The organism is Actinopolymorpha sp. B9G3, assembly GCF_040120725.1.
Lineage (GTDB): Bacteria > Actinomycetota > Actinomycetes > Propionibacteriales > Actinopolymorphaceae > Thermasporomyces.
This window is the reverse complement of sequence record NZ_JBEEAB010000004.1, coordinates 32,099-53,087: the sequence shown is the minus strand read 5'-3', so window position 1 is coordinate 53,087 and position 20,989 is coordinate 32,099. Positions and strand designations below refer to the sequence as shown.

12 protein-coding genes are annotated in these 20,989 nt (G+C 69.8%); 6 read left to right on the top strand and 6 right to left on the bottom strand.

The genetic code is table 11. From position 1 onward, the window contains the following. Positions 1-60 precede the first annotated feature (60 nt). The 6 genes from ABNF93_RS09095 (at position 61) to ABNF93_RS09070 (ending at position 5,143) form a co-directional block, all read left to right on the top strand. Positions 61-975, top strand: coding sequence for a fatty acid desaturase family protein (locus ABNF93_RS09095; RefSeq protein ID WP_349327393.1), 915 nt, complete (start codon positions 61-63; stop codon positions 973-975). A 62-nt stretch (positions 976-1,037) separates the two neighbouring features. Continuing rightward, positions 1,038-1,262, top strand: coding sequence for a hypothetical protein (locus ABNF93_RS09090; protein WP_349327392.1), 225 nt, complete (start codon positions 1,038-1,040; stop codon positions 1,260-1,262). Positions 1,263-1,278: 16 nt separating this feature from the next. Then, the gene (locus tag ABNF93_RS09085; RefSeq protein WP_349327391.1) at positions 1,279-2,184 is read left to right on the top strand and encodes a 4'-phosphopantetheinyl transferase family protein; all 906 of its coding nucleotides are present in this window, start codon (positions 1,279-1,281) and stop codon (positions 2,182-2,184) included. Between the two features lie 9 nt (positions 2,185-2,193). Continuing rightward, positions 2,194-3,216, top strand: coding sequence for an iron chelate uptake ABC transporter family permease subunit (locus ABNF93_RS09080; RefSeq protein WP_349327389.1), 1,023 nt, complete (start codon positions 2,194-2,196; stop codon positions 3,214-3,216). Further along, positions 3,213-4,274 (top strand): FecCD family ABC transporter permease, encoded by a 1,062-nt coding sequence (locus tag ABNF93_RS09075; RefSeq protein WP_349327387.1) that lies wholly within the window; start codon positions 3,213-3,215, stop codon positions 4,272-4,274. The genes ABNF93_RS09080 and ABNF93_RS09075 overlap by 4 nt, the downstream gene beginning before the upstream one ends. 53 nt (positions 4,275-4,327) lie before the next feature. After that, entirely contained in the window at positions 4,328-5,143 is an 816-nt protein-coding gene (locus tag ABNF93_RS09070; RefSeq protein WP_349327386.1) for an ABC transporter ATP-binding protein, read from the top strand. Positions 5,144-5,167: 24 nt separating this feature from the next. On the opposite strand, the gene ABNF93_RS09065 is transcribed toward ABNF93_RS09070, so the two are convergent. The 6 genes from ABNF93_RS09065 to ABNF93_RS09040 all read right to left on the bottom strand — a co-directional run bounded on the left by ABNF93_RS09065 (position 5,168) and on the right by ABNF93_RS09040 (position 20,841). Continuing rightward, positions 5,168-6,184 (bottom strand): ABC transporter substrate-binding protein, encoded by a 1,017-nt coding sequence (locus ABNF93_RS09065; protein WP_349327385.1) that lies wholly within the window; start codon positions 6,182-6,184, stop codon positions 5,168-5,170. A gap of 185 nt (positions 6,185-6,369) precedes the next feature. After that, positions 6,370-7,650, bottom strand: coding sequence for an enterobactin transporter EntS (gene entS, locus ABNF93_RS09060; RefSeq protein WP_349327383.1), 1,281 nt, complete (start codon positions 7,648-7,650; stop codon positions 6,370-6,372). 45 nt (positions 7,651-7,695) lie between these two features. Then, a complete protein-coding gene (locus ABNF93_RS09055) occupies positions 7,696-7,920 on the bottom strand; it encodes an MbtH family protein (protein WP_349327381.1) in 225 nt (74 codons plus the stop codon). A 17-nt stretch (positions 7,921-7,937) separates the two neighbouring features. Continuing rightward, positions 7,938-12,056: a non-ribosomal peptide synthetase gene (locus tag ABNF93_RS09050; RefSeq protein ID WP_349327380.1), complete on the bottom strand. Its 4,119-nt coding sequence runs from the start codon at positions 12,054-12,056 to the stop codon at positions 7,938-7,940. Next, on the bottom strand, positions 12,053-19,402 hold the full coding sequence (locus ABNF93_RS09045; RefSeq protein ID WP_349327379.1) for a non-ribosomal peptide synthetase: 7,350 nt from the start codon (positions 19,400-19,402) through the stop codon (positions 12,053-12,055). Before ABNF93_RS09045 ends, ABNF93_RS09050 begins: the two co-directional genes overlap by 4 nt. Continuing rightward, on the bottom strand, positions 19,399-20,841 hold the full coding sequence (locus ABNF93_RS09040; protein WP_349327378.1) for a lysine N(6)-hydroxylase/L-ornithine N(5)-oxygenase family protein: 1,443 nt from the start codon (positions 20,839-20,841) through the stop codon (positions 19,399-19,401). The genes ABNF93_RS09045 and ABNF93_RS09040 overlap by 4 nt, the downstream gene beginning before the upstream one ends. Between the last annotated feature and the right edge of the window lie 148 nt (positions 20,842-20,989).

Sequence of the window (20,989 nt, the reverse complement as noted above, 5' to 3'; positions counted from 1 at the left end):
CGGATTCGTGGGGCAGGGCTGCTTGATCGGCGTCCTGGACACTATGCGGTGAGGTTCGCGGTGACACTTGGGCTGTTCGCGGCGGCGGGGTTGGCGTTCTTCGCGGTGGGCGACTCGTGGTGGCAGCTGCTTGTCGCGGCGGGACTCGCGGTGGTGTTCGCCCAGATCGCGTTCCTGGCCCACGATGTCGGGCACCAGCAGGTGTTCGCGTCCAAGCGCCGCGCCCGGCTGGTCGGGCTCGCCCTGGGCAACCTCGGGATCGGGTTGAGCTACGGCTGGTGGATCGGCAAGCACACCCGCCACCACGCCAACCCCAATCACGTCGATGATGATCCTGACATCGGCGTCGGCGGGATCGCCTGGACCAAACACCAGGCCAGCCAGCGACGCGGCATCGCCTCCAGGACCTTCGCCAGCTGGCAGGCGTTCCTGTTCTTCCCGTTGCTGTTGCTGGAAGGACTCGCCCTGTTCGGCTCCGGCATCCGCGCTCTGTGGCGCGGTGAGGTCAAGCGCCCGGGAGTCGAGATGTTCCTGCTCTCGGTGCACGCGATCGGCTGCCTCTCGGCACTGTTCCTGGTGCTCTCGCCCGGCAAGGCGCTCGCCTTCTTCGCCGTGAACCAGGCCGTCTTCGGGTTCTACATGGGCTGTTCGTTCGCGCCGAACCACAAGGGCATGCCGCTGCTGGAGGAACGACTCGACTTCGTGCGCAAGCAGGTCCTCACCTCCCGCAACGTGCGCGGCGGATGGTTCGTCGACCACGCCCTCGGTGGGCTGAACTACCAGATCGAGCACCACCTGTTTCCCAGCATGCCGATGCCGAACCTGCGCCGCGCCAAACCCCTGGTCGAAGCGTTCTGCCGTGAACGCGGCATCGCCTACCACGACACCGGACTGATCCGCTCCTACCGCGAGATCCTCGCCTACCTGCACGAGACCGGAGCCAGCCTCCGCGCGCCCCAGCGGGCACTCTCCTGACTGGTCGGCAAGGTCGGTGAGCCTGGCGACATACCTCGCCGGCCACTCTAGAGTGCTGAGACATGGCATCGATTGTTCTGCGGGTGCGACTGCTCAGCGGCGCGCAGCTGGATCTCACCTACGAGGAACCTGAGGTCACCGACTCGGAGCAGGTCGTCGAGCACGTCATCTCCCGGCTCGCCCAGGACACCGGTGTGCTGCGTACCCGCCATGGTGACCGCCTCGTCGTGTTGTACGGCCGTGGTGTGGCCTCCATCGAAGTGACGCCCCGTGGTGCGGTCCTCTGACCATCGAGGACCGACGATGGTGGAGCCGACGGAGCAGGGACCTGAGCTGACACCGGCGCGGAGGGCAGCCGGCCGGGCCGGTGACGGCTGTGACGTCTGGTGCGCCACCCTCGCATCCCTCGAACGTCGGCATACCGTGCTCCTCGATCCGGTCGAGCGCACCCGGCGTACGGCCTACCGACAGCGCGCTGACGCGGACCGTTTCACGCTCGGACGTGCGTTGGTCCGGATCGTCGTCGGCGGTGCGCTGCGGATCCCTGCGGCCGGCGTACGGCTGGACAGCACCTGTGCAACTTGCGGCGAGCCCCATGGCAAGCCGCGCCTCCTGCACGTGGGGGCGCCGGGCGTGTCGATCACGCACGCGGGTGACCGCGTACTCGTCGCAGTGAGTACCGCGGGATCCGTGGGCATCGACGTCGAGTCGCCAGGCGGCAGCGGCGGCGGCAGCGGCGGCAGCGGCGGCGGTGGCAGCGGCAGCGGCGGCGGTGGCAGCGGCAGCAGTAGCACCGCCGGACGCGATGTCTCGGACCTCGCCGCATACGTGCTGACCCCCGGCGAGCGTGCCCACCTGTGGCAGCTCCCGGCGCGGCGCCAGCACGCCGCGTTCCTGCGCTACTGGACGCGGAAGGAAGCGCTCGTCAAGGCCACCGGACGCGGGCTCGCGCACGACCTCCGACGTATCGAGGTCTCCGCGCCCGACCAGCCGCCGCGGGTGCTGTCGTCGACCGATCCGGATCATCCGGCGGAGGTGTTCGCCCTCGCCGATCTCTGCCTGCCGGAAGGCTACGTGGCGTCCGTCGCGGTCCTCGCGAGCGGGCGTCGGCCCTTGGACGTCCGCCTCCACGACGCCGACCCGCTCCTGCGCAGGTGGAACACCCGACCAGGTGAAGCGTCAACAATGCCGCCCTGCGGCTTAGGCTAGCCTTACCTGGTGACCAGGGTCCGGCGTGCGGCGCACTCGCGTACCGCCCGGGTCGCCGGCCTTCTCGCCCTTCTCGTCCTGCTGCTGCTCGCTGTTCAGCTCAGCCTGATGGTGGGAGCGAAGCCGATCTCCCCCGCCGTGGTCTTCGACGCGCTCCACCACGCGAACTCCTCGACCGACCACCAGATCGTCCGGGGACTGCGCATTCCACGTACCCTGCTCGGCCTCGCCGCGGGCGCCGCGCTCGGGCTCGCCGGCACCCTGATGCAGGCGCTGACCCGCAACCCGCTCGCCGATCCAGGGATTCTCGGCATCAACGCCGGCGCGGCTGCGGCCGTCGTCGCGGTGATCTCGGTCTTCGGCGTCTCGGCGTTCTCCGGCTATGTCTGGTTCGCGTTCGCCGGAGCGGCCCTCGCGGCCGTCGTCGTGTACGCCCTGGGCTCGGCCGGCCAGGGAGGCGTCAACCCGGTCCGCCTCGCTCTGGCCGGCACCGCCGTGGCCTTCGCCTGCGTCGCCGTGACGCAGGCGGTGATCACGCTGGATCCCGAGGCGTTCAACGAGTTCCGGTTCTGGATCGTCGGCTCGCTCGCCGGCCGGGACGCCGGGACGCTGGTCCCGCTCCTGCCCTTTCTCGCACTGGGCGCGCTGCTGGCGTTGGGCCTGGCGCGGGCGCTCAACGCGCTCGCTCTCGGCGAGGACACCGGCCGGGCCCTCGGCGCCCACGTCATCCGCACCCGCGCGATCTCGGCGGTGGCGATCGTGCTGCTCTGCGGAGCGGCGACGGCGGCGGTCGGACCGATCGCGTTTCTCGGCCTCGCAGTCCCACACGCCGCCCGGCGCCTGGTCGGTGCCGACCACCGCTGGATCCTTCCGTACGCCATGGTTCTGGCACCCCTCCTGCTGCTGGTCTCCGACATCATCGGTCGGGTCGTGGTGAGTCCCAGCGAGGTGCAGGTCGGCATCGTCACCGCGTTCGTGGGCGGTCCGGTGTTCATCGCACTGGTGAGCCGGCGAAGGATCGCGGCGCTGTGACCGTCGTACGCACGTCGTCAGGCACGCTGGTGCTGCGCAGCAAGCGTCCCCAGGTGTCGGTGCGCGTGCACGTCCGCACGCTCGCCGTCGTGGCGGTGCTCGTCGCTGCCCTGACCGGCATCGGAGCGGTCGCCCTCGCCGTCGGCGACTTCCATGTGCCCCTCGCCGACGTCGTCCGCAGCCTCAACGGAACCAGCCTGGTTCCCGCGTACGACTACGCCGTCCGCGACCTGCGCCTGCCGAGGTTCGTGACCGCCGTGCTGGTGGGAGCGGCGCTCGCGGCCAGCGGCGCCGTCTTCCAGCACCTCACCCGCAATCCGCTCGGCAGTCCGGATGTCATCGGATGTACGCAGGGAGCCGCCACCGGTGCCCTGCTGGTCATCCTCGTCACCGGTGGCGGCTTCACGCAGCTGGCCTTCGGAGCTGTCGCGGGCGGTCTCGCAACGGCGGCGTTCGTCCTCGTGGTGTCCTGGCGTCGCGGCCTGCACGGCTACCGGCTCGTGCTCGTCGGGATCGGGCTCGCCGCCATGCTGCTCGCGGTCAACAACTTCCTGCTCGCCCGCGCCAACCTGGAGCGTGCCCAGGTCGCCCAGGCGTGGCTGATCGGCAGCCTCAACGCGCGCGGGTGGGAGTACGCCGGACCGTTGGCGCTCGCCCTCGCGGTCCTGCTGCCCCTGGTGCTGGTCCTCACCCGGGCGCTTCGCCTGCTCGACCTGGGCGATGAGGCCGCCCGCGCGTTCGGCGTACGTACCGGGCGGGTGCGCGCTGGCCTTCTCGTCCTCTCCACGGCGCTCGCTTCGGTGGCGACAGCCGCCGCGGGGCCGGTGATCTTCCTGGCGCTGGCCGCGCCGCAGATCGCGAAGCGGTTGACCCGGGCGACCGGGCCGATCGTGGTGACGTCCGCGCTGACGGGAGCGCTGCTGCTGGCGATCAGTGACCTCGCGGCACAGCGACTGTTCGCGCCCACGCAGCTTCCCGTCGGCATCGCGACCGGTGCAGTGGGCGGCGTCTACCTCGGCCTTCTGTTGGCGACCCAGTGGCGATCCGGTCGGTGGTGAGAAGGCGTGGGAAAGCATGCGTACGAAGGGCTGACAGCCTTGGAGGGACCGCGATGACCGAACCGCTCCAGCCGGCCAGAGATCGTCTGCGGGCCGAAGCCGTCAGCCTCGGCTACGACAACCGGCTCGTCACCGATGACCTGACGGTGTCGATCCCGGAAGGTTCGTTCACGGTGATCGTCGGCCCGAACGCCTGCGGAAAGTCGACCCTGTTGCGTGGCTTGGCCCGGCTCCTGGCTCCGCGCCACGGAACTGTCTACCTGGACGGGCGGTCGATCCAGTCCCTGCGTTCGAAGGAGGTTGCGCGCCGGCTCGGGCTGCTGCCGCAGGGATCTCACGCGCCGGACGGCATCACGGTGGCCGACCTGGTCGCGCGCGGCCGCTATCCGCACCAGCGGTTGCTGCGCCAGTGGTCCGCCGACGACGAACGCGTCGTCGCGCAAGCCATGGTTGACACCCGCGTCGACGACCTCGCGGACCGGCTCGTCGACGAGCTCTCCGGTGGCCAGCGGCAGCGGGTATGGCTCGCGATGGTGCTGGCCCAGCAGACGCCGATCCTGCTCCTTGACGAACCGACGACCTACCTCGACATCGCCCACCAGGTGGAGGTTCTGGACCTGTGCGCCGGATTGCACCGGGATGGTCGGACGCTCGTCGCCGTCCTCCATGATCTCAACCAGGCCTGCCGGTACGCCACGCATCTCGTCGCCATGCGGGGCGGATCTCTTGTGGCACAAGGAGATCCGCGGGAGATCGTGGACGCGCACCTGGTGGAGGAGGTGTTCGGCCTCGCCTGCCGGGTGATCGACGACCCCGAGACCGGTACCCCGTTGGTGATCCCCGCGGCCTCCCGCCACCGGATCGGATGAGGGCTCACGCGAAGCCGCTCCGGATCAGGAGGCCCGGGAGCGCAGCTTCGTGAGGATGCCTTCGAGGGTGTCGAGCACGGCGAGCGCGCTGCTGTAGCTCACGGTGTAGAAGTTCGGCATCGGGAACACCGCCTCCTCCTTGACGGCCTGGAGGTTCTCCCAGCCAGGCTTGCCCGTGAGCGCACGCATCGGCTTGACCAGCGCACCGGTGTTGTCGGCCTGCGCGACGATGACGTCGGAGTCGTCGATCAGCGTGAGCTGTTCGAGGGAGTACGCCTTGCCGGTGCCGGTCTTGCCGATGGTCGCGTGGCCGAAGCGCACCCCGATGTCCTGCAGGATGACGCCGATCCAACCGTCCGGGTAGAGAAGTGACCATTGACCTTCGCCGTAGGAGACCTCATAGAGCATGCTCCACTTCGTCCGCTCGAGGACGTCGGCGTAGTCGCGTTCGAGTCCGGCAGCGCGCTCGGTGTATTGCGTACGAAGCTTCTCCGCCTCGGCCTTGCGCCCCACCGCATCGGCGGCCTGGATCGCGACCTTCGTCCAGTCCGACGTCTTCTCGGCCATGAGGACAAGGGCCGGCGCGATCTTCGGGTACTCCTTCATCAAGGGGTCGGTGTAACCCGGCACGCCGTTGACGAGGATGAGATCCGGCTTTGCCGCAAGGACCTTCTCGATGTTGATCTCGACCCAGGACCCGATCGAGGGCAACGCCTGGTACTTCGTCAGGACGTCGCCTGAGATGAAGGTCTCCAGGTTCGGGATCTCCGCCGCCGCGGCCGGCGTGTATCCGACGTCGAGAAGCGGTGCGGCCATCTGGTAGCTCGTGCACACGACGCGTCGCGGTCGCACCGGAATCTCGACCGTGGTCCCACCGGCGGTCTTGAACTCGCGGGTGGTCGGCTGCCGCGACCGTTGCGGCGTACGACCTGTGGAGTCGTCGTCAGGTCCGCACGCCGAAAGCCCGAACGCGGCGGCACCTCCCAACGCACCGAGCACCAGTCCCCGCCGGCCGAGCGACTTCGATTCGGCATACGCCATCGGTGAACCCACCATTCCCTCATGTTGAGCGACGTGCCGCTGCCCGGCCGTACTCCTCGCACCTGCGGTGAGCTCACCTGGTGCACCCCGGCCACATTCCTCGTCCGGAGCACGGGTGACCCAGTCACCCGTGCCTCCGGCGACCCTGCGCGGCGGCTCCGCAAGCCATCTAAGCATGGTTAGCCTTACCTTACAAGCACATCCTCGGCTGTCCCGTCGCCGCTCTCCTCCTCCACCACACCGGCAGACGTCACCCTGCGGAATCCGGGCAACGCCACCGCGACGAGCACCACGACACACGCGCAGAGCAGGCCACCCACCACCACCGCGGCGCTCGGCCCCACCACACTGGCGGCACCCCCTGCCACCACGCTCCCCGCGGCCGGACCCACCGTTGCCTGCGCAAGCCAGAAACTGCTCACCCGGCCCATCAGGTGGTCAGGCGTATGACGCTGCAACAACGAGCGCTGCAGGATCTCCGACAGGATCATCCCCAGCCCCGCGACACCCAGGAACACCAACGCCAGTGGAAGATGCCGGCTGAATCCGAATGCCGCCATGCCCAGTCCCCACAGTGCCATCGTCCCGGTCAACGCCCGGCCGGGCAGGCGGACCCGACCCACCCATCCGCTGAACGCCGCGCCCAGGAACGCGCCGACCGCAGGAGCCGAGTAGAGCAGGCCGATCGTGCGTGGGTCGCCGTGCAGGACCCGTTCGCCGATCTCGGGAAAGACCGCGTACGGCAACGCGAACAGTCCGCCCGCCACGTCCATGAGGAGCAACCCGCCGATGACGCGATTCCGGCGTACGAACGAAAGTCCCTCCCGCATCGCCCGGATCGGGTGCAGATGCTCGACCGCCGTCGGCGGGCGACGGCGAACCCGGACGGTGAGTGCTACCTGGACCACCGTGGCCACGCAGGTGATGCTGTAACAGAACGCGACACCGGGTCCCGCGATGATCATGCCGCCAACCGACGGGCCGACCATCGTGCCCAACTGTGTGGTGATCGCGGTGAGCGCGCCAGCGGCCGCCAGCTGGTCCGGGGTGACGAGGTTGGGCGTGATCGCCAGCAGCGCCGTCTCGCTGATGCCGTCGATGACACCGATCGCCGCGGCACACAGATAGACGACCCACAGCCTCGGTTCGTCGGCGAACGCGTTGAGCGCAAGGGCCGCGAACACCACCGCCGCGGCCGAACGCGACAGGACCAACAGCTGGCGGCGTTCGTACCGGTCGGCCAGGATGCCGCCGGCCAGTGTCCCGGCGAGCAGGGTCGCGCCGGCGGCGGCATTCACCATCGCGACAGCCAGGGAGGAGTGGGTGAGCTGATAGACCTGGACCGACAGGCCCACCAGGGTGAGGCTGATGCCGAGAAGCGCGATCACCCGCGCCCAGAACATCAGGCGGAAGTCACGACTGGAACGCAACGGACGCAGGTCCATCGCGAGCGTACCTAAGCGCATGCGAACTACTTCTGCTCGACCGTCATCGCCCTTTCTGGTCGCTGCTCATCGACCCTTCTGGTCGGCGTTCATCGCCTCGATCAGTGAGGCCGGCCGCATGTCGGTCCAGTGCTCCTCCACGTAGTCGAGACAGGTCTGGCGGGACTCGTCCTGGACCACCGGCGTCCAGCCCGCGGGAATGTCCACGAACGAGGGCCACAGGGAATGCTGACCCTCGTCGTTGACAAGGACGTGGAAGGTACCGTCGGGATCATCGAACGGGTTCGTCATGGGTCCTGCCTTCTCCTTTACGTGGTGTGGTTCTGCTGGCCGCCCGCGGCGCGCCGTTCGGCGCTGTCGCGGAGTCTCGCGTCGACGATCGGCGCCCACGCGGCAAGGGGTCCGGGGTCGGTGAGCTCGGTATGCAGGCAGGCGACGTCGTAGGTATCGATCCGGCCGGAGACGTACGCCTCCCAACGCCGGGGGGTCAACGTCGTACCTGCCTTGTCCGCGGTTGCGGCGACGAACAGGATGTCGCCGTCGACGACCTCATGCGTGGCCTTGCGCATCAGCGTTGACGCGTGGGTGGCGACGTCGACGACGGCGGAAAGGATGGTGGAGTCGAGCGCTGCCGCCGGTCCCGAGGCTGTTCCGTCGCTGTCCACCGCTGTGAGGCTGCGGAGCACGGTCGTCCTGTCGAGCGGACCGTCGCTCGCCAATCCAGCAAGGCGGGACAGGAATGCAAGGGCGTCCTGTTCGGCGTCGAGATCCCCTGCCGCCCGCTCGGCCTCCTCGAGCGGATACGCGTCGACGAGCCCGAGGAAGGCGACGTCCGCACCCTGGGTGCGAAGCTGGGTGGCCATCGTGTGGGCGACGAGCCCGCCGAACGACCAACCGAGCAGATGGTACGGACCCTCCGGCTGGACGGTGCGGATCAGGCCGACATAGTCCGCTGCCATCTCGTCGATCGTGGCCGGCATGACGGTGCCGGGATCGGCGAGGCCACGGGCCTGCAGGCCGAAGACCGGTCGTTCGTCGTCGAGGTGGCGGAGCAGGCCGGCGAACGGCCAGGCCAGTCCGAAGAGTGCGTGAACGCAGAAGAGCGGCGGAACCGTCGGGCTGGCGGATTCACGCAGAGGCAGCAGAGTCCGCAGCGCCGGCGCCGAGCGGCCCGTCGCGTCGACGAGGGCCGCCTGATCGAGGTACTCCGCGAGCAGGGCGACGGTCGGGTGGGCGAAGAGATCGGGGATCGGCACCCTGCGGCCGAGGGCCTTCCTGATCCGGTTCTGGAGTACGACGAGCAGCAACGAGTGGCCGCCGTGGTGGAAGAAGTTGTCGTCGATGCCGAGGGTGGGCAGGTCGAGGACGTCGGCGAACAGGTCGGCGAGGAGCTCTTCGCGCGGATTCCGTGGTGACCGTCCACCGCCGGTGGTCGTCGATGCCTCGGGCGCGGGCAGGGCGCGCAGGGCTGGCCGGTCGAGTTTCCCGTTCGGCAGTAGCGGTAGCTCGTCGAGGATGACGAACGCGGACGGCACCATGTAGTCCGGCAGGTCCGCCGCCAGATGCGCGCGCAGCCTGGCGGTGTCCGGAACGTCATCGTCGGACGGCACGAGATAGGCAACCAGCCGCCGGTCGGCCATCACACCGCCGTCGGTGGACGTCTCACGCACCACGACAGCGGCCCGAGCAATCGCGGGATGCCGCAACAGCACGGCTTCGATCTCGCCCGGCTCGATCCGGAACCCACGCACCTTCACCTGATCATCGACCCGGCCGAGGAAGTCCAGGGAACCGTCCGCCTGCCACGCCACCAGATCCCCGGTCCGATACATCCGCTCACCCGGACCCCCAAAGGGGCAGGCGACGAACCGTTCCGCCGTCAACCCCGGCCTGCCCAGATAACCCCGCGCCAACCCGTCCCCCGCCAGATACAACTCACCCGCCACCCCGACAGGCACCGGCCGCAAGCCCGGATCCAGCACGTACGCACGGGTGTTGGCATCCGGAGACCCGATCGGCAACCGAGACCCCGACCATGACGGATCGCACCGCCACAACGTCGAGTTCACCGTCACCTCAGTCGGACCGTACGCATTCACCATCACCCGACCCGCCGCCCACCGCCCCGCCAACCCCGCAGGCACCTCCTCCGTCCCCACCACCAAAGACGCCGACCCCGGAAACTCCACACCCTCAGGAACCGTCGCCAACACACTCGGCGGCACCACCAGATGCGTCAACCCGTGCTTGACAGCAAACTCCGCGAGAGCCACCCCCGCACGCGCATCCTCAGGCGCCACCACCAACCCCGCACCCGACAGGATCGCGAGGCTGAGCTCAGCAAACGTCACGTCGAAACCAGGCGAAGCGAACTGCAACACCCGATCCCCAGAACCAGACGGCACCACCCGATTGAACGTCGCCACCAGCGAGGCGACCCCAGCGTGCGACACCACCACACCCTTCGGACGCCCCGACGAACCCGACGTATAGATCACCCACGCCGCATTCCCCAACCGCGACGGCGACACCCGCTCCACGTCATCCACCCGAACCGACGACAGACCACCCAACTCGACAACGGTCTGCTCGTCGTCGCCCACCACCCACTCCACACCGGCCAACTCAGAACCCCACCGCCCAAACGTCTCCGCATCCGTCACCACCACCAACGGAACCGCATCACCCACCACAAACGCCAACCGCTCCACCGGATACGACGGATCCAACGGCAGATACACACCACCCGCCTTCACCACCGCCAGCAACCCCACCAACCACGACGCCGACCGCGGCAACAACACCCCCACCACCGACTCCGGACCCACACCACGCCGAATCAACAACCGCGCAAGCCGATTCGCCCGCCCATCCACCTCCCCGAACGACAGTCCACCCCCAGCATCCAACACCGCCAACGCACCCGGATCCCGACACACCTGACACTCGAACAACTCGGCCAGCGTCGCGGACCGCACACCAACCTCGGTCGCGTTCCACCCCACCAGCACCCGTTGCCGTTCAGGCGGCGACATCAGTTCCAGAGTCGACACCGGACGATCCGGCTCCTCGACCATGCCGGCGAGTACGCACAGCAACTGCGTGGCGATACGTTCCACCCGGTCCTCGTCGAAGGCATCCGTACGGAAGACGAACTCCAGCCTCAGCTCGCCGTCGCGGGGAAAGGCGACGAGGGTGAGGGGATAGTGCGTCGCGTCCCGGCCCGACACCCTGGACACCCGAAGGTCAGGCGTGGAAGGGAATGCGGCCGGATCGTACGGATAGTTCTCGACGACCAGCAACGTGTCGAACAGGTCCCCGCCACCTGAGTCGACACCGCCAGCTGCCGCATGGATATCGGCCAACGGCACATGATGATGCTCGATCAGCTCGGCCTGTTCGGACTGCAGAGCCGACAGGAAGTCCCTGACCGACGTCGTACGACCAGTCCGCACCCGTACGGGAATCGTGGTGATGAGAAGCCCGACGATCTCTTCCGCGCCCGCAAGCTCGGCCGGCCGGCCCGACACGGTGGCCCCGAAGACCACGTCGTCGCGTCCGGTCAGCCGCCCGAGCAGTAGACCCCACGCGCCCTGCAGGACCGTGTTCTGTGTCAAGCCGTGCTTGCGCGAGAACGCCGTGATCTCCGCCTGCAGTCCCGCCGGAACGTTCGTCACGAGCCGCCTGGGTGGTTCGGTCGCGGAGGTCAGGTTCCCGACCGTCGACAGCCGGGTTGCTCCGGCCAAGCCGGCAAGGGATCGCTGCCAACGGGCGCGGGATGCGGCGCGGTCGCGCCCCGCCACCCAGGCGAGGTAGTCGCGGTACGGCACGGCGGCCGGGAGTCCGTGCGCCTGGCCACCCTCGGCGTACGCCGCCATCAGTTCACGCACCAACACCGGCAAGGACCACCCGTCGACCACCAGATGGTGGAAGGTGAGGATCAGCCGATGCCGGCGGGGGCCGAGCCGGACCAACGCGCACCGCATCAGGGGCGGCCGAGTCAGATCGAAGGGAGCGGCGCGGTCCGCGTCGGCGATGCGTTCCGACCCTGCCTCATCCGTCGCCCCTTCCCCTTCAGTCGCCGCCCCTTCAGTCGCCGCCCCTTCAGTCGCCGCCCCGTCTGTCTGCGCTCCGTCTGTCGCCGGCACGGCGCGCCAAGGGACCTCGACCGTACGCAAGATGGTCTGGACCGGCTGGCCCGACCGCCGCTGGCGGAACGCCGCGCGCAACGACTCGTGCCGATCGACGACGCTGATGACCGCGGAACGAAGGATGTCGGGCCGCAGCTCACCGTCGAGGTCGATCAACAGCTGGACGACGTAGTGTCCGGCCGCGTTCTCCTCGAGCGTGGCGTGGAAGAGCAACCCTTCCTGCAAAGGGCCGAGCGGAAGGACCGCCTCGATCCGACCCTGTCGACTCGCGGTCATGGCCCCTCCCAGGCGAGATCGTCCTCGAACTCGGCCAGCTCGTCGGGTGCGAGCGCGATGGCCGGCGGTGCGGACGCCACTACCTCCTGGTGCGGTGTGGCGTGTCGGGCGAGGGCCGCGACGGTGCGGTGTTCGAACACGTCCCGTGCGCTGAGCGACAGTCCCGCCTTCCGCGCGCGGCTCACCACCTGGATCGACGTGATGCTGTCGCCGCCGAGTTCGAAGAAGCCGTCGTCGGCACCCACCTCGGCCAACCCCAGGACGTCGGCGAAGATCGCCGCGAGAGTCCGTTCGGTGTCTGTCGTCGCCGCCCGCCGCGCCGACCCACGCTCGGCGATCGCACCGAAGTCCGGCGCGGGCAACGCGTTCCGGTCGAGCTTGCCGCCCGCGGTAAGCGGCAGAGCGTCCAGCAGGACGAACGCCGCCGGCACCATGGCATCGGGCAGCCGCGCCGCTACGCCCGCGCGGAGGTCCTTTAGCGACACCGCGCCAGGACGGCGGGGCACCACGTAGCCGACGAGGTGACGCTGCCCGGGCCGGTCCTCACGCACGACGACCCGGGCTTCTCCGACTCCCGGGTGCGCGGCAAGGGCGGACTCGACCTCGCCCAGCTCGATCCGGTGGCCGCGCACCTTCACCTGGTCGTCCGTACGCCCGAGGTAGTCAAGGGCACCGTCGGCGCGGCGGCGGACGAGGTCGCCGGTGCGGTACATCCGCGTACCCGGTGGGCCGAACGGGTTCGCCACGAACCGTTCCGCGCTCAGACCAGGGCGGTGGAGGTATCCACGCGCGAGCCCCGCACCACCGAGATACAACTCGCCCGTCACCCCGTCCGGGACCTCGCGCAGTCCGCGGTCGAGGACGTGCGCCTGGGTGTTCCAGATCGGATGCCCGATCGCGGGTGCCTCGCGAAGGACCTCCGCGGTGGTGTCGCCCGGGCTGTCGACAGAGTTGTCGCCCGGGCTGTCGACAGGGGTGAGGTCTGCTGCGGTCGACCAGATCGTCGTCTCCGTCGGCCCGTACAGGTTCGTCACCCGGCGGCCGCACTTCACCAACTCCGTTGCGAGCGAGGCGGGCAGTGCTTCACCTCCGACGAGAATCCGCAGGCGCGGCACCGCACCCGATTCCGGTGCCGGACCCCCGACCACCGGCACCCGCCCCTCCGGGCGGTCGGCGAGAAACGCCCGCCACAGCGTCGGTGTGGCCTGCATGACCGTCGCCCCGGACCGGTCGGCCAGGTCCCACAGCGCGGCAGGATCCCGGACCGTCGCCGGCTCCGCGATGACCACGGCGGCCCCGACGAGCAACGGGAGATAGAGCTCGAGACCCGCGATGTCGAAACCGACCGTGGTCACCGCCAGGAGCCGGTCGCTGCCGTCGAGGGCGAAGCGTTCCCGCATCGACAGCAGGAAGTTGACGAGGGCCGCGTGCGAGACCACGACACCCTTGGGCTTGCCAGTGGATCCGGACGTGTAGATGACGTACGCGGCGTTGGCACCTGACGCCCGCACCGGGTCGCCGTCACGGTCCCCGGCGTCAGCGTGTCCGCCGTCGGCGTCAGCGTGTCCGCCGTCGGCGTCAGCGTGTCCGTCGTCGGCGTCAATGTGTCCTTCGTCGGCGTCAATGTCCGCGCCCGCCACACGGTCGAGCGGCGCCTGGTCGATGAGGAGGGGGCGGATCGGCATGGTGTCGGGCAACCGGACGGTCGATGTCGTACTCGTCAGCACGCAGACCGGCGCCGCGTCCGCCAGCATCGTGGCAATCCGCTCGCCTGGTAGGTCCTGATCCAGTGGGAGGTACGCCGCACCCGACTTCAGGACGGCGAGCAGCCCCACCACGAGGTCGATCCCCCGCGGCAGCGCCACCGCCACGATGCGTTCGGGACCGGCGCCATGCGAGGCAAGCACCCGCGCCAGCCAGCTCGACCGGGCGTCCAGGTCCGCATAGCTGAGGTCGACGCCGCCGCAGGTCACGGCTGTCGCGGTCGGCGTCCGCCGAGCCTGCCCCGCGAGCAGCTCCGGCAGCGTGGCGTCCGGGACCCGCACCGTGGTCGCGGCCGCCGCTGTCGCGAGCCGCGTCCGCTCAGCCGGCAGCAGCAGGTCGGACGTACCGATCGGATCGTCCGGACGTGCGGTCACGGACTCGAGGACCCGCAGCAGCCGCTCCACGAGGGCTCGGGCGGTCGCCTCGTCGAACAGGTCGGTGCTGTACTCGAGCGCGCCGTACACACCACCTCTGCCGGCCCGCTCGGACAGGTACAGCGTGAGGTCGACCTTCGCGACACCGACATCGACTGGAACGGGTTCGCTGCCAACGCCGGGCAGGGCGAGGTCGCCACCGGCGTGCTGCTGGTGCACGAGCAGCACCTGGAACAACGGGTGCCGTGCCGCAGACCGGACCGGGTTGAGCGCGTCGACGACCCGCTCGAACGGCACGTCCTGGTTGTCGAACGCCGCCACGTCGCAGCGCCGGACCCGGCCCATCAGCTCGACGAAGGTGGGGTCGCCGGAGGTGTCGGTACGCAGCACCAGCGTGTTGACGAAGAACCCGACCAGCTCGTCCAGAGCGGCGTCGGGCCTCCCCGCGACCGGCGTACCGATCGGAACGTCCGTCCCCGCGCCGAGCCTGGTCAGCAGGACGGCCAACGCCGCATGCAGGACCATGAAGGACGTGACACCGTGCCGGCGGGCGACCGCCCGGATGTGCGCGTGCAGGGCGGGCGGCACGTCGACGGGCACCCGGGCACCACGGTACGACGCCACCGCCGGGCGCGGCCGGTCCGTCGGAAGGTCCAGCTCCTCCGGCAGGTCGCGCAGCGTCTCGGTCCAGTAGCCGAGCTGGTCGCCGCCGATCGTCCCGGCCGGTGCGCGGCCATCCTCGAAGCCCAGGAGACGACGCTGCCAGAGGGTGTAGTCGGCGTACTGCACCGGCAACCGTGACCACCCGGGTGGGCGCCGCTGGCTGCGCGCCTCGTACGCGGTGGCGAGGTCACGCAACAGTGGACGGGCCGACCACTCGTCGGCGGCGATGTGGTGGACAAGCAGCAGCAGCACCTGCGTGTCCGGCCCCGCCCAAAACAGCCATGCCCTGATCGGCAGCTCGTGCGCCAGGTCGAACGCGTACCGCGCCGCCTCCCGCAGCCGATCGGTCCATGCGTCCGGCAGCGACTCCCCTGCCGAGGTGGCGTCGTCGACCGTACGCAGCTGCACGAGCGCGCGCGCCTCGGCTTCGGGCAGGACACGCTGGTACGCATGGCCGTCGGCCTCGACGAAGACCGTCCGCAGGCTCTCGTGCCGCGCCACCACGTCGGCCAGGGCCGATCGCAGCGCCCCGGTGTCGAAGTCGGCGGTCAGCCGCACCGCGACCGGAATGTTGTAGACCGGGCCCGGCCCGTCGAACTGGTCGAGAAACCACAACCGCTGTTGGGCGTACGACACCGGCAAGGGGTCGGGCCGTGCGGTTGGCGCGACAGGCTCCACCGGTGGCCGCACCGGACCGCCCCGGCTCCGCTCCAACCACGCCGCCAGGCTCGCGACGGTGGGCGCGTCGAAGAGCGCCCGGATCGGGACCTCGGTGTCGAGCATCCGCCGGATCCGGCTCACCAGCATGATGCCCAGCAACGAGTGCCCACCCAGGACGAAGAAGTCGTCGTCGACACCGACCCGCGGCAGGTCGAGAATCTCGGCGAACAGCTCGCACAGCAGCTGCTCGACCGGCCCGAGTGCGGTGCGCTCGTGGGTTGCCGGCACCCGCGCGTCATCCCGTTCACGGTCGCCGTCGGCGTGGGGGTCGACACCAGCGTGGGTGTCGGCGCGGGGGTCGGCGCCGGTGTCAGGGTCGGGCCGTGCGCGGGTGCGCCGTCGCGCTCCGTGGGCGAGTGGCTCGAGGTCCCCTACGGGCCGCCGCGGGTCGGCCGCGATGTCCACCAGCACAGCGTCCAGCGCGCGGACGATCCGCGCCGCGCGATCGGGCCCGATCACCGAGGGCTGGTACGCAAGTCGTACGGACAGCTCCCGCCCACGCGGGACGACGGTCACGGCCAGCGGATAGTGCGTGGCGTCCCGGCGTTCGATCCCGGTCACGGCCAGTTGGTCGACTGCCGGAATGTCTGCCTGGGGATAGTTCTCGTACGCCAGCAACGTGTCGAAGAGCTCGCCCTGCCTTCCCCGACCGTCCTGCCTCGCCGCTCCGTGCCATCCGCCGGCACGCTGGATCTCGGCCAGGGGCAGGTGCTGGTGAGCGAGCAGCCGGACCTGCGCGTCCTGGATCCCTTCCAGGAAAGAACAAACCCGTACCGCAGGGTTCACGCGCACGCGAACGGGGACCGTATTGATGAACAACCCCACCGTCGTCGCGGAGCCGGGCAGCTCCGGCGGGCGTCCGGCGACCGTCGTCCCGAAGACCACGTCGTCGTGGCCGGTGAGCGCGGACAGCACCGACGCCCAGGCGCCCTGGAGAACGGTGTTGAGGGTCAGCCCGTAGGCCCGGGCGAGCGTGGTCAACGCGGCGGACGTCTCGACGTCGACCCGGTGGTCGATCACGTCCGGCGGGCGGACGGACTCCACTGGTGGCACCTCGGCGGGGGCGATCGTGGTCGGGTCGGTCACCCCGGAGAGGTCCCGCCGCCACGCGTCGACGGCCGCCTGCCGGTCCTGGGTGGCGAGCCAGGCAAGGTGGTCGCGCGGGTGGAGCGAGGGTGCGGGGGCGAGCGTGGTGCCGTCCGGATCGTCGTACAGCAGGAGCAGGTCGCGGACCAGCATCGGCAGCGACCACCCGTCGACCACCAGGTGGTGCACCGTGAGGACGAGCCGCGCGCGGGCGGAATCCCTGCGGAGCAACGACATCCGCAGCAGCGGCGGTGTCGCCAGGTCGAACGGCCAGCACCGGTCCTCGTCGGCGATCCGGTCCGCCTCACCTGGTGCGGCCGGGCTGCCCGTCGCGGCCGCGTCGACGGTGCGCCACGGAACCTCGGCCTCGGCCGCGATCACCTGGACGGGCGTACCGTCCACGGCGTGGTGAAATCCCGCCCGCAGGCTCGCGTGGCGGCGTAACAGGGACTGGGCGGCGGTACGCAGGCGGTCGGCGTCGATGTCGCCGGCGAGGTCGACGAGCATCTGGATGACGTACGCCTGACCGGAAGGGTCGAGCGCGGCGTGGTAGAGCAGGCCTTCTGCCATGGGGCCGACCGGCAGAACCTCGTCGGCAGGACCCGCAAGCCCGGTGACGAGTTCGGGTGTCGCCAGGTCGGTCGGCTGTCCAGGAGTCGATCCGCCCGGGGGTGCGGCTGCCGAGCTCGGATCACCGCCCGTACGCAGGACGGTCGCCAACCGCGCGGGCGTGGGGTGGGTGAAGACGTCGGCCGGGGTACACACGAGTCCTGACGTACGAAGTCGAGCGACCAGCAGCATGGCCTGGATGCTGTCTCCGCCCAGGGCGAAGAAACTGTCCCGCACACCGACCTGAGGCAGGTCCAGCTGCTCCGCGAAGAGCCGGCACAGCCGCTGTTCATGCGGGGTCGTGGGTGCGGCGGCACCTACCAGCGCGGCGAAGTCCGGAGCCGGGAGGGCCGCGCGATCCAGCTTGCCGTTGGCGGTGAGTGGCATCGCGTCCAGCCGGACGTACGCAGCCGGCACCATGACGTCCGGCAACCGCGCGGCGAGTCGCTCGCGCAGGACCTCGGGGTGGGGCAGAGCAAGCGAGGCTGCTCCCGCTTCGGCACTACCAGGTTCGGCACTACCAGGTTCGGCACTACCAGGTTCGGCACTACCGGGTTCGGCACTACCAGGTTCGGCACTACCAGGTTCGGCACTACCGGGTTCGGCACTACCAGGTTCGGCACTACCAGGTTCGGCACTACCGGGTTCGGCGACGTAGTAGGCGACCAGCCGGTCGTCGCGTGCCAGCACCGCTGCCGCCGCGACGCCGGAGCAGCCGGCCAACGCTGCCTCGACCTCGCCCAGCTCGACCCGGTGACCACGCAGCTTGACCTGGTGGTCGGCGCGTCCGGCGTAGTCCAGTGCTCCGTCGGCCCGCCAGCGCGCGAGGTCGCCGGTGCGGTACATCCGCGCGCTCGGAGCACCGTACGGATCGGCGACGAAACGCTCCGCCGAGAGCCCCGGTCGGTCCAGGTAGCAGCGCGCGAGCTGGACGCCGCCGAGATACAGCTCGCCCGTCTCACCGATGTCGACCGGCCGCAGAGCGTCGTCGAGTACGCGGACGCCAGTGTTCCAGACCGGGCGCCCGATCGGGACGGGTCCCGGGGCGTCCGGCCTACACGCCCACGCGGTCACGTCGACCGCGGCCTCGGTCGGCCCGTACAGGTTGCGCAGCGCCGGGGCCACGTCCGCGACGGAACCGAACACGGAGAAGTACCGGTCCCGCAGGTCGGCGGGCAGCGCCTCCCCGCTACACACGACGCGGCGCAGCGACCGGCACCGCGATGCGACGTCGGGCTCGGCGAGGAACACCCGCAACATCGACGGAACGAAGTGCAGAGTCGTCACCTGCTCGGCCTCGATGAGCTCGGCGAGGTAACCGGGATCCTGATGGCCGCCCGGTTTCGCCACGACGAGCGTCGCGCCCGTGATGAGCGGCCAGAAGAACTCCCAGACCGACACGTCGAAACTCGCCGACGTCTTCTGCAGGACCCTGTCCTCCGGTGCCAGGTGGTACTCCCCCTGCATCCACGCCAACCGGTTGACGATCGCCCGATGGGTGACGACCACGCCCTTGGGGCGACCGGTGGATCCGGAGGTGTAGATGACGTACGCCGGATGGTCGGGCCGCGCGCGGTTCTCGGGTCCCAAATCCGGAGCGGGGCCTACCGCCTCGCTGACACGTCCTGCGGCACGTGACGCCGCTTCCACCGCGGGCAACGCTGCGGCTGGTTCGAGCGACGCAGCGCCCACGTCGAGCACGGGCACGCTGTCGGCTGTGAGGGAGTCCGCGACCTCGACGCTTGTCAGCACCGCGGCCGGGGCCGCGTCGCCGACCATGAACTCCAGCCGCTCTGCGGGATAGTCCGGGTCCAGTGGGAGGTACGCCGCGCCGGCCTTGTGCACCGCCAGCAACGCGACGACCAGCTCCACCGAACGCGGGACCGCCACCCCGACGATGCGTTCAGGTCCGGCGCCGTAGCGGACCAGTGTGCGGGCCACGTGCCCAGCCCGTTCGTCCAGCTCGGCGTAGGTGCAAAGGGAGCCCTCGAACCTGACCGCCGTCGCGTCGGGCGTCCGGCGTACCTGCTCGGCGAAGAGCTCCGCCAGCGTCACGTCCGCCACGACCCGGCAGCGTCCCTGCATCCACCCCTCATCCACCTGGGGCGGCGCGTCCGAAGCCGCCGTCATGACGCAGAGGAGGCCGATGCCGCGCTGACGGCGTACTCGCGGGTGGCCGGTTGCCCGCCGCTTGACCGCTCCCCCGGTCGGACCGACCGCTCCGCGGACTGCTCGGACCGTTCCGCGCGCCCGGTCGCCGCGACCGACGCGAGGATCTCTCCTGCCCGCACGGCGGTGTTGGACAGGAGTGAGGACGTGATGCCGTGCGTGTGTTCCGTACCGCCCTGCAGGTAGATCCCGGCTCTCACCTCGGGCGCCGTCACCACCCGGTAGTCGCGCCCGACGCTCAGTCGCTCGGCCGAGTCCCTGCGGAGATGGCGGGCGACATCTCCCAGCAGACCCGCCGGATCGGCCGGCTGGTAGCCGGTCGCGTAGACCACAACGTCGGCGTCGAGCACCTCCTTGTCCCCCGTCGTCAGGGACTCGACGACCGTGCGTACACCGGAAGGGTTCTCGACCACCTCGGCCACCCGGGAGGCGTTGCACACCCGCAGGCGCTGGTTGCCGAGGACCCGCTCCTGGTAGACGCGGCGGTAGAGCTCGTCGATCAGGTCGATGTCGACGACGGAGTAGTTCGTGTTGGCGTGGTAGTCGAGCAGCTTCCGCTTGACGTCCTCAGGCGCGCCGAAGAACTCGTCGACCGCACCGGGATCGAAGATCCGGTTGGCAAAGGCGCTGTCGTCGGCGGGACTGTAGCCGTACCGGGAGAAGACCCCGCAGACCTCGGCGGACGGGAACCGCCCGTGGAGGTACGCCGTGACCTCCGCCGCGCTCTGCCCCGAACCGACGACGACGAACCGCTCGGGAGACGGCGTGGCGGCAGCCAGGTTGTCCACCTTGTCGAGCAGTTCACTGCTGTGCCAGATCCGCCGTGACGAGGTGGCACCCTCGGGGAGGTACGGCCGTAGACCGGTGCCAAGGACGAGGTTCCGAGCGCGGTAGACGGCACCCTGCGACACCTCTTCCGAACCCTGGGCATCGCGCGGACCCGACGCGCGGCGGACGCGCACGTCGAACGCCGTCAGCGCCCCGCCTTCCCACACCGGGCGTACGCCGACGACCTCGTGTCCGTACGTCACCACGTCGTCGACCTTCGCGGCGGCCCACTCCAGGTAGTCGTGGAACTCCACCCGCAGGGGGAAGAGGTTCTTGTAGTTGATGAAGTCGACCAGCCGTTCCTTCGCCTGCAGGTAGCACAGGAAGCTGAACTCACTGGTGGGATTGCGCATCGTCACGAGGTCCTTCAGGAAGGACACCTGCATCGTGGCGTCGTCGAGCAGCATGCCGCGGTGCCAGCCGAAGTGGGGCTGGCGTTCGAGGAAGACCCGCGTGGTGGCGTCGTCCGGTGGGGTGCTGGCGTTGTGTTCGGCCAGGGCGATGGCGAGCGCCAGGTTCGACGGGCCGAAACCGACGCCCACGATGTCGTAAACCGACGGCTGGCCGCACACGGTCTGAGCTCCACTCCCCTGTGACGAACCCGTACGCTCGACCATTTCCCTCTTTTCATCGGAAAGCCGTGCGAACGCCCCGTTCTTGGCAACCCCGGCATTCGCGACTTAGGTAAGCCTTGCTTAACTATGGCGAGTTCATGTCCGC

Coding starts and splice junctions, on each gene's coding strand:
- ABNF93_RS09090 (WP_349327392.1), top strand. CDS start 1,038: ATGGCATCGATTGTTCTGCGGGTGCGACTGCTCAGCGGCGCGCAGCTG.
- ABNF93_RS09065 (WP_349327385.1), bottom strand. CDS start 6,184: ATGGCGTATGCCGAATCGAAGTCGCTCGGCCGGCGGGGACTGGTGCTC.
- entS (WP_349327383.1), bottom strand. CDS start 7,650: ATGCGCTTAGGTACGCTCGCGATGGACCTGCGTCCGTTGCGTTCCAGT.
- ABNF93_RS09085 (WP_349327391.1), top strand. CDS start 1,279: ATGGTGGAGCCGACGGAGCAGGGACCTGAGCTGACACCGGCGCGGAGG.
- ABNF93_RS09055 (WP_349327381.1), bottom strand. CDS start 7,920: ATGACGAACCCGTTCGATGATCCCGACGGTACCTTCCACGTCCTTGTC.
- ABNF93_RS09050 (WP_349327380.1), bottom strand. CDS start 12,056: ATGACCGCGAGTCGACAGGGTCGGATCGAGGCGGTCCTTCCGCTCGGC.
- ABNF93_RS09070 (WP_349327386.1), top strand. CDS start 4,328: ATGACCGAACCGCTCCAGCCGGCCAGAGATCGTCTGCGGGCCGAAGCC.
- ABNF93_RS09045 (WP_349327379.1), bottom strand. CDS start 19,402: ATGACGGCGGCTTCGGACGCGCCGCCCCAGGTGGATGAGGGGTGGATG.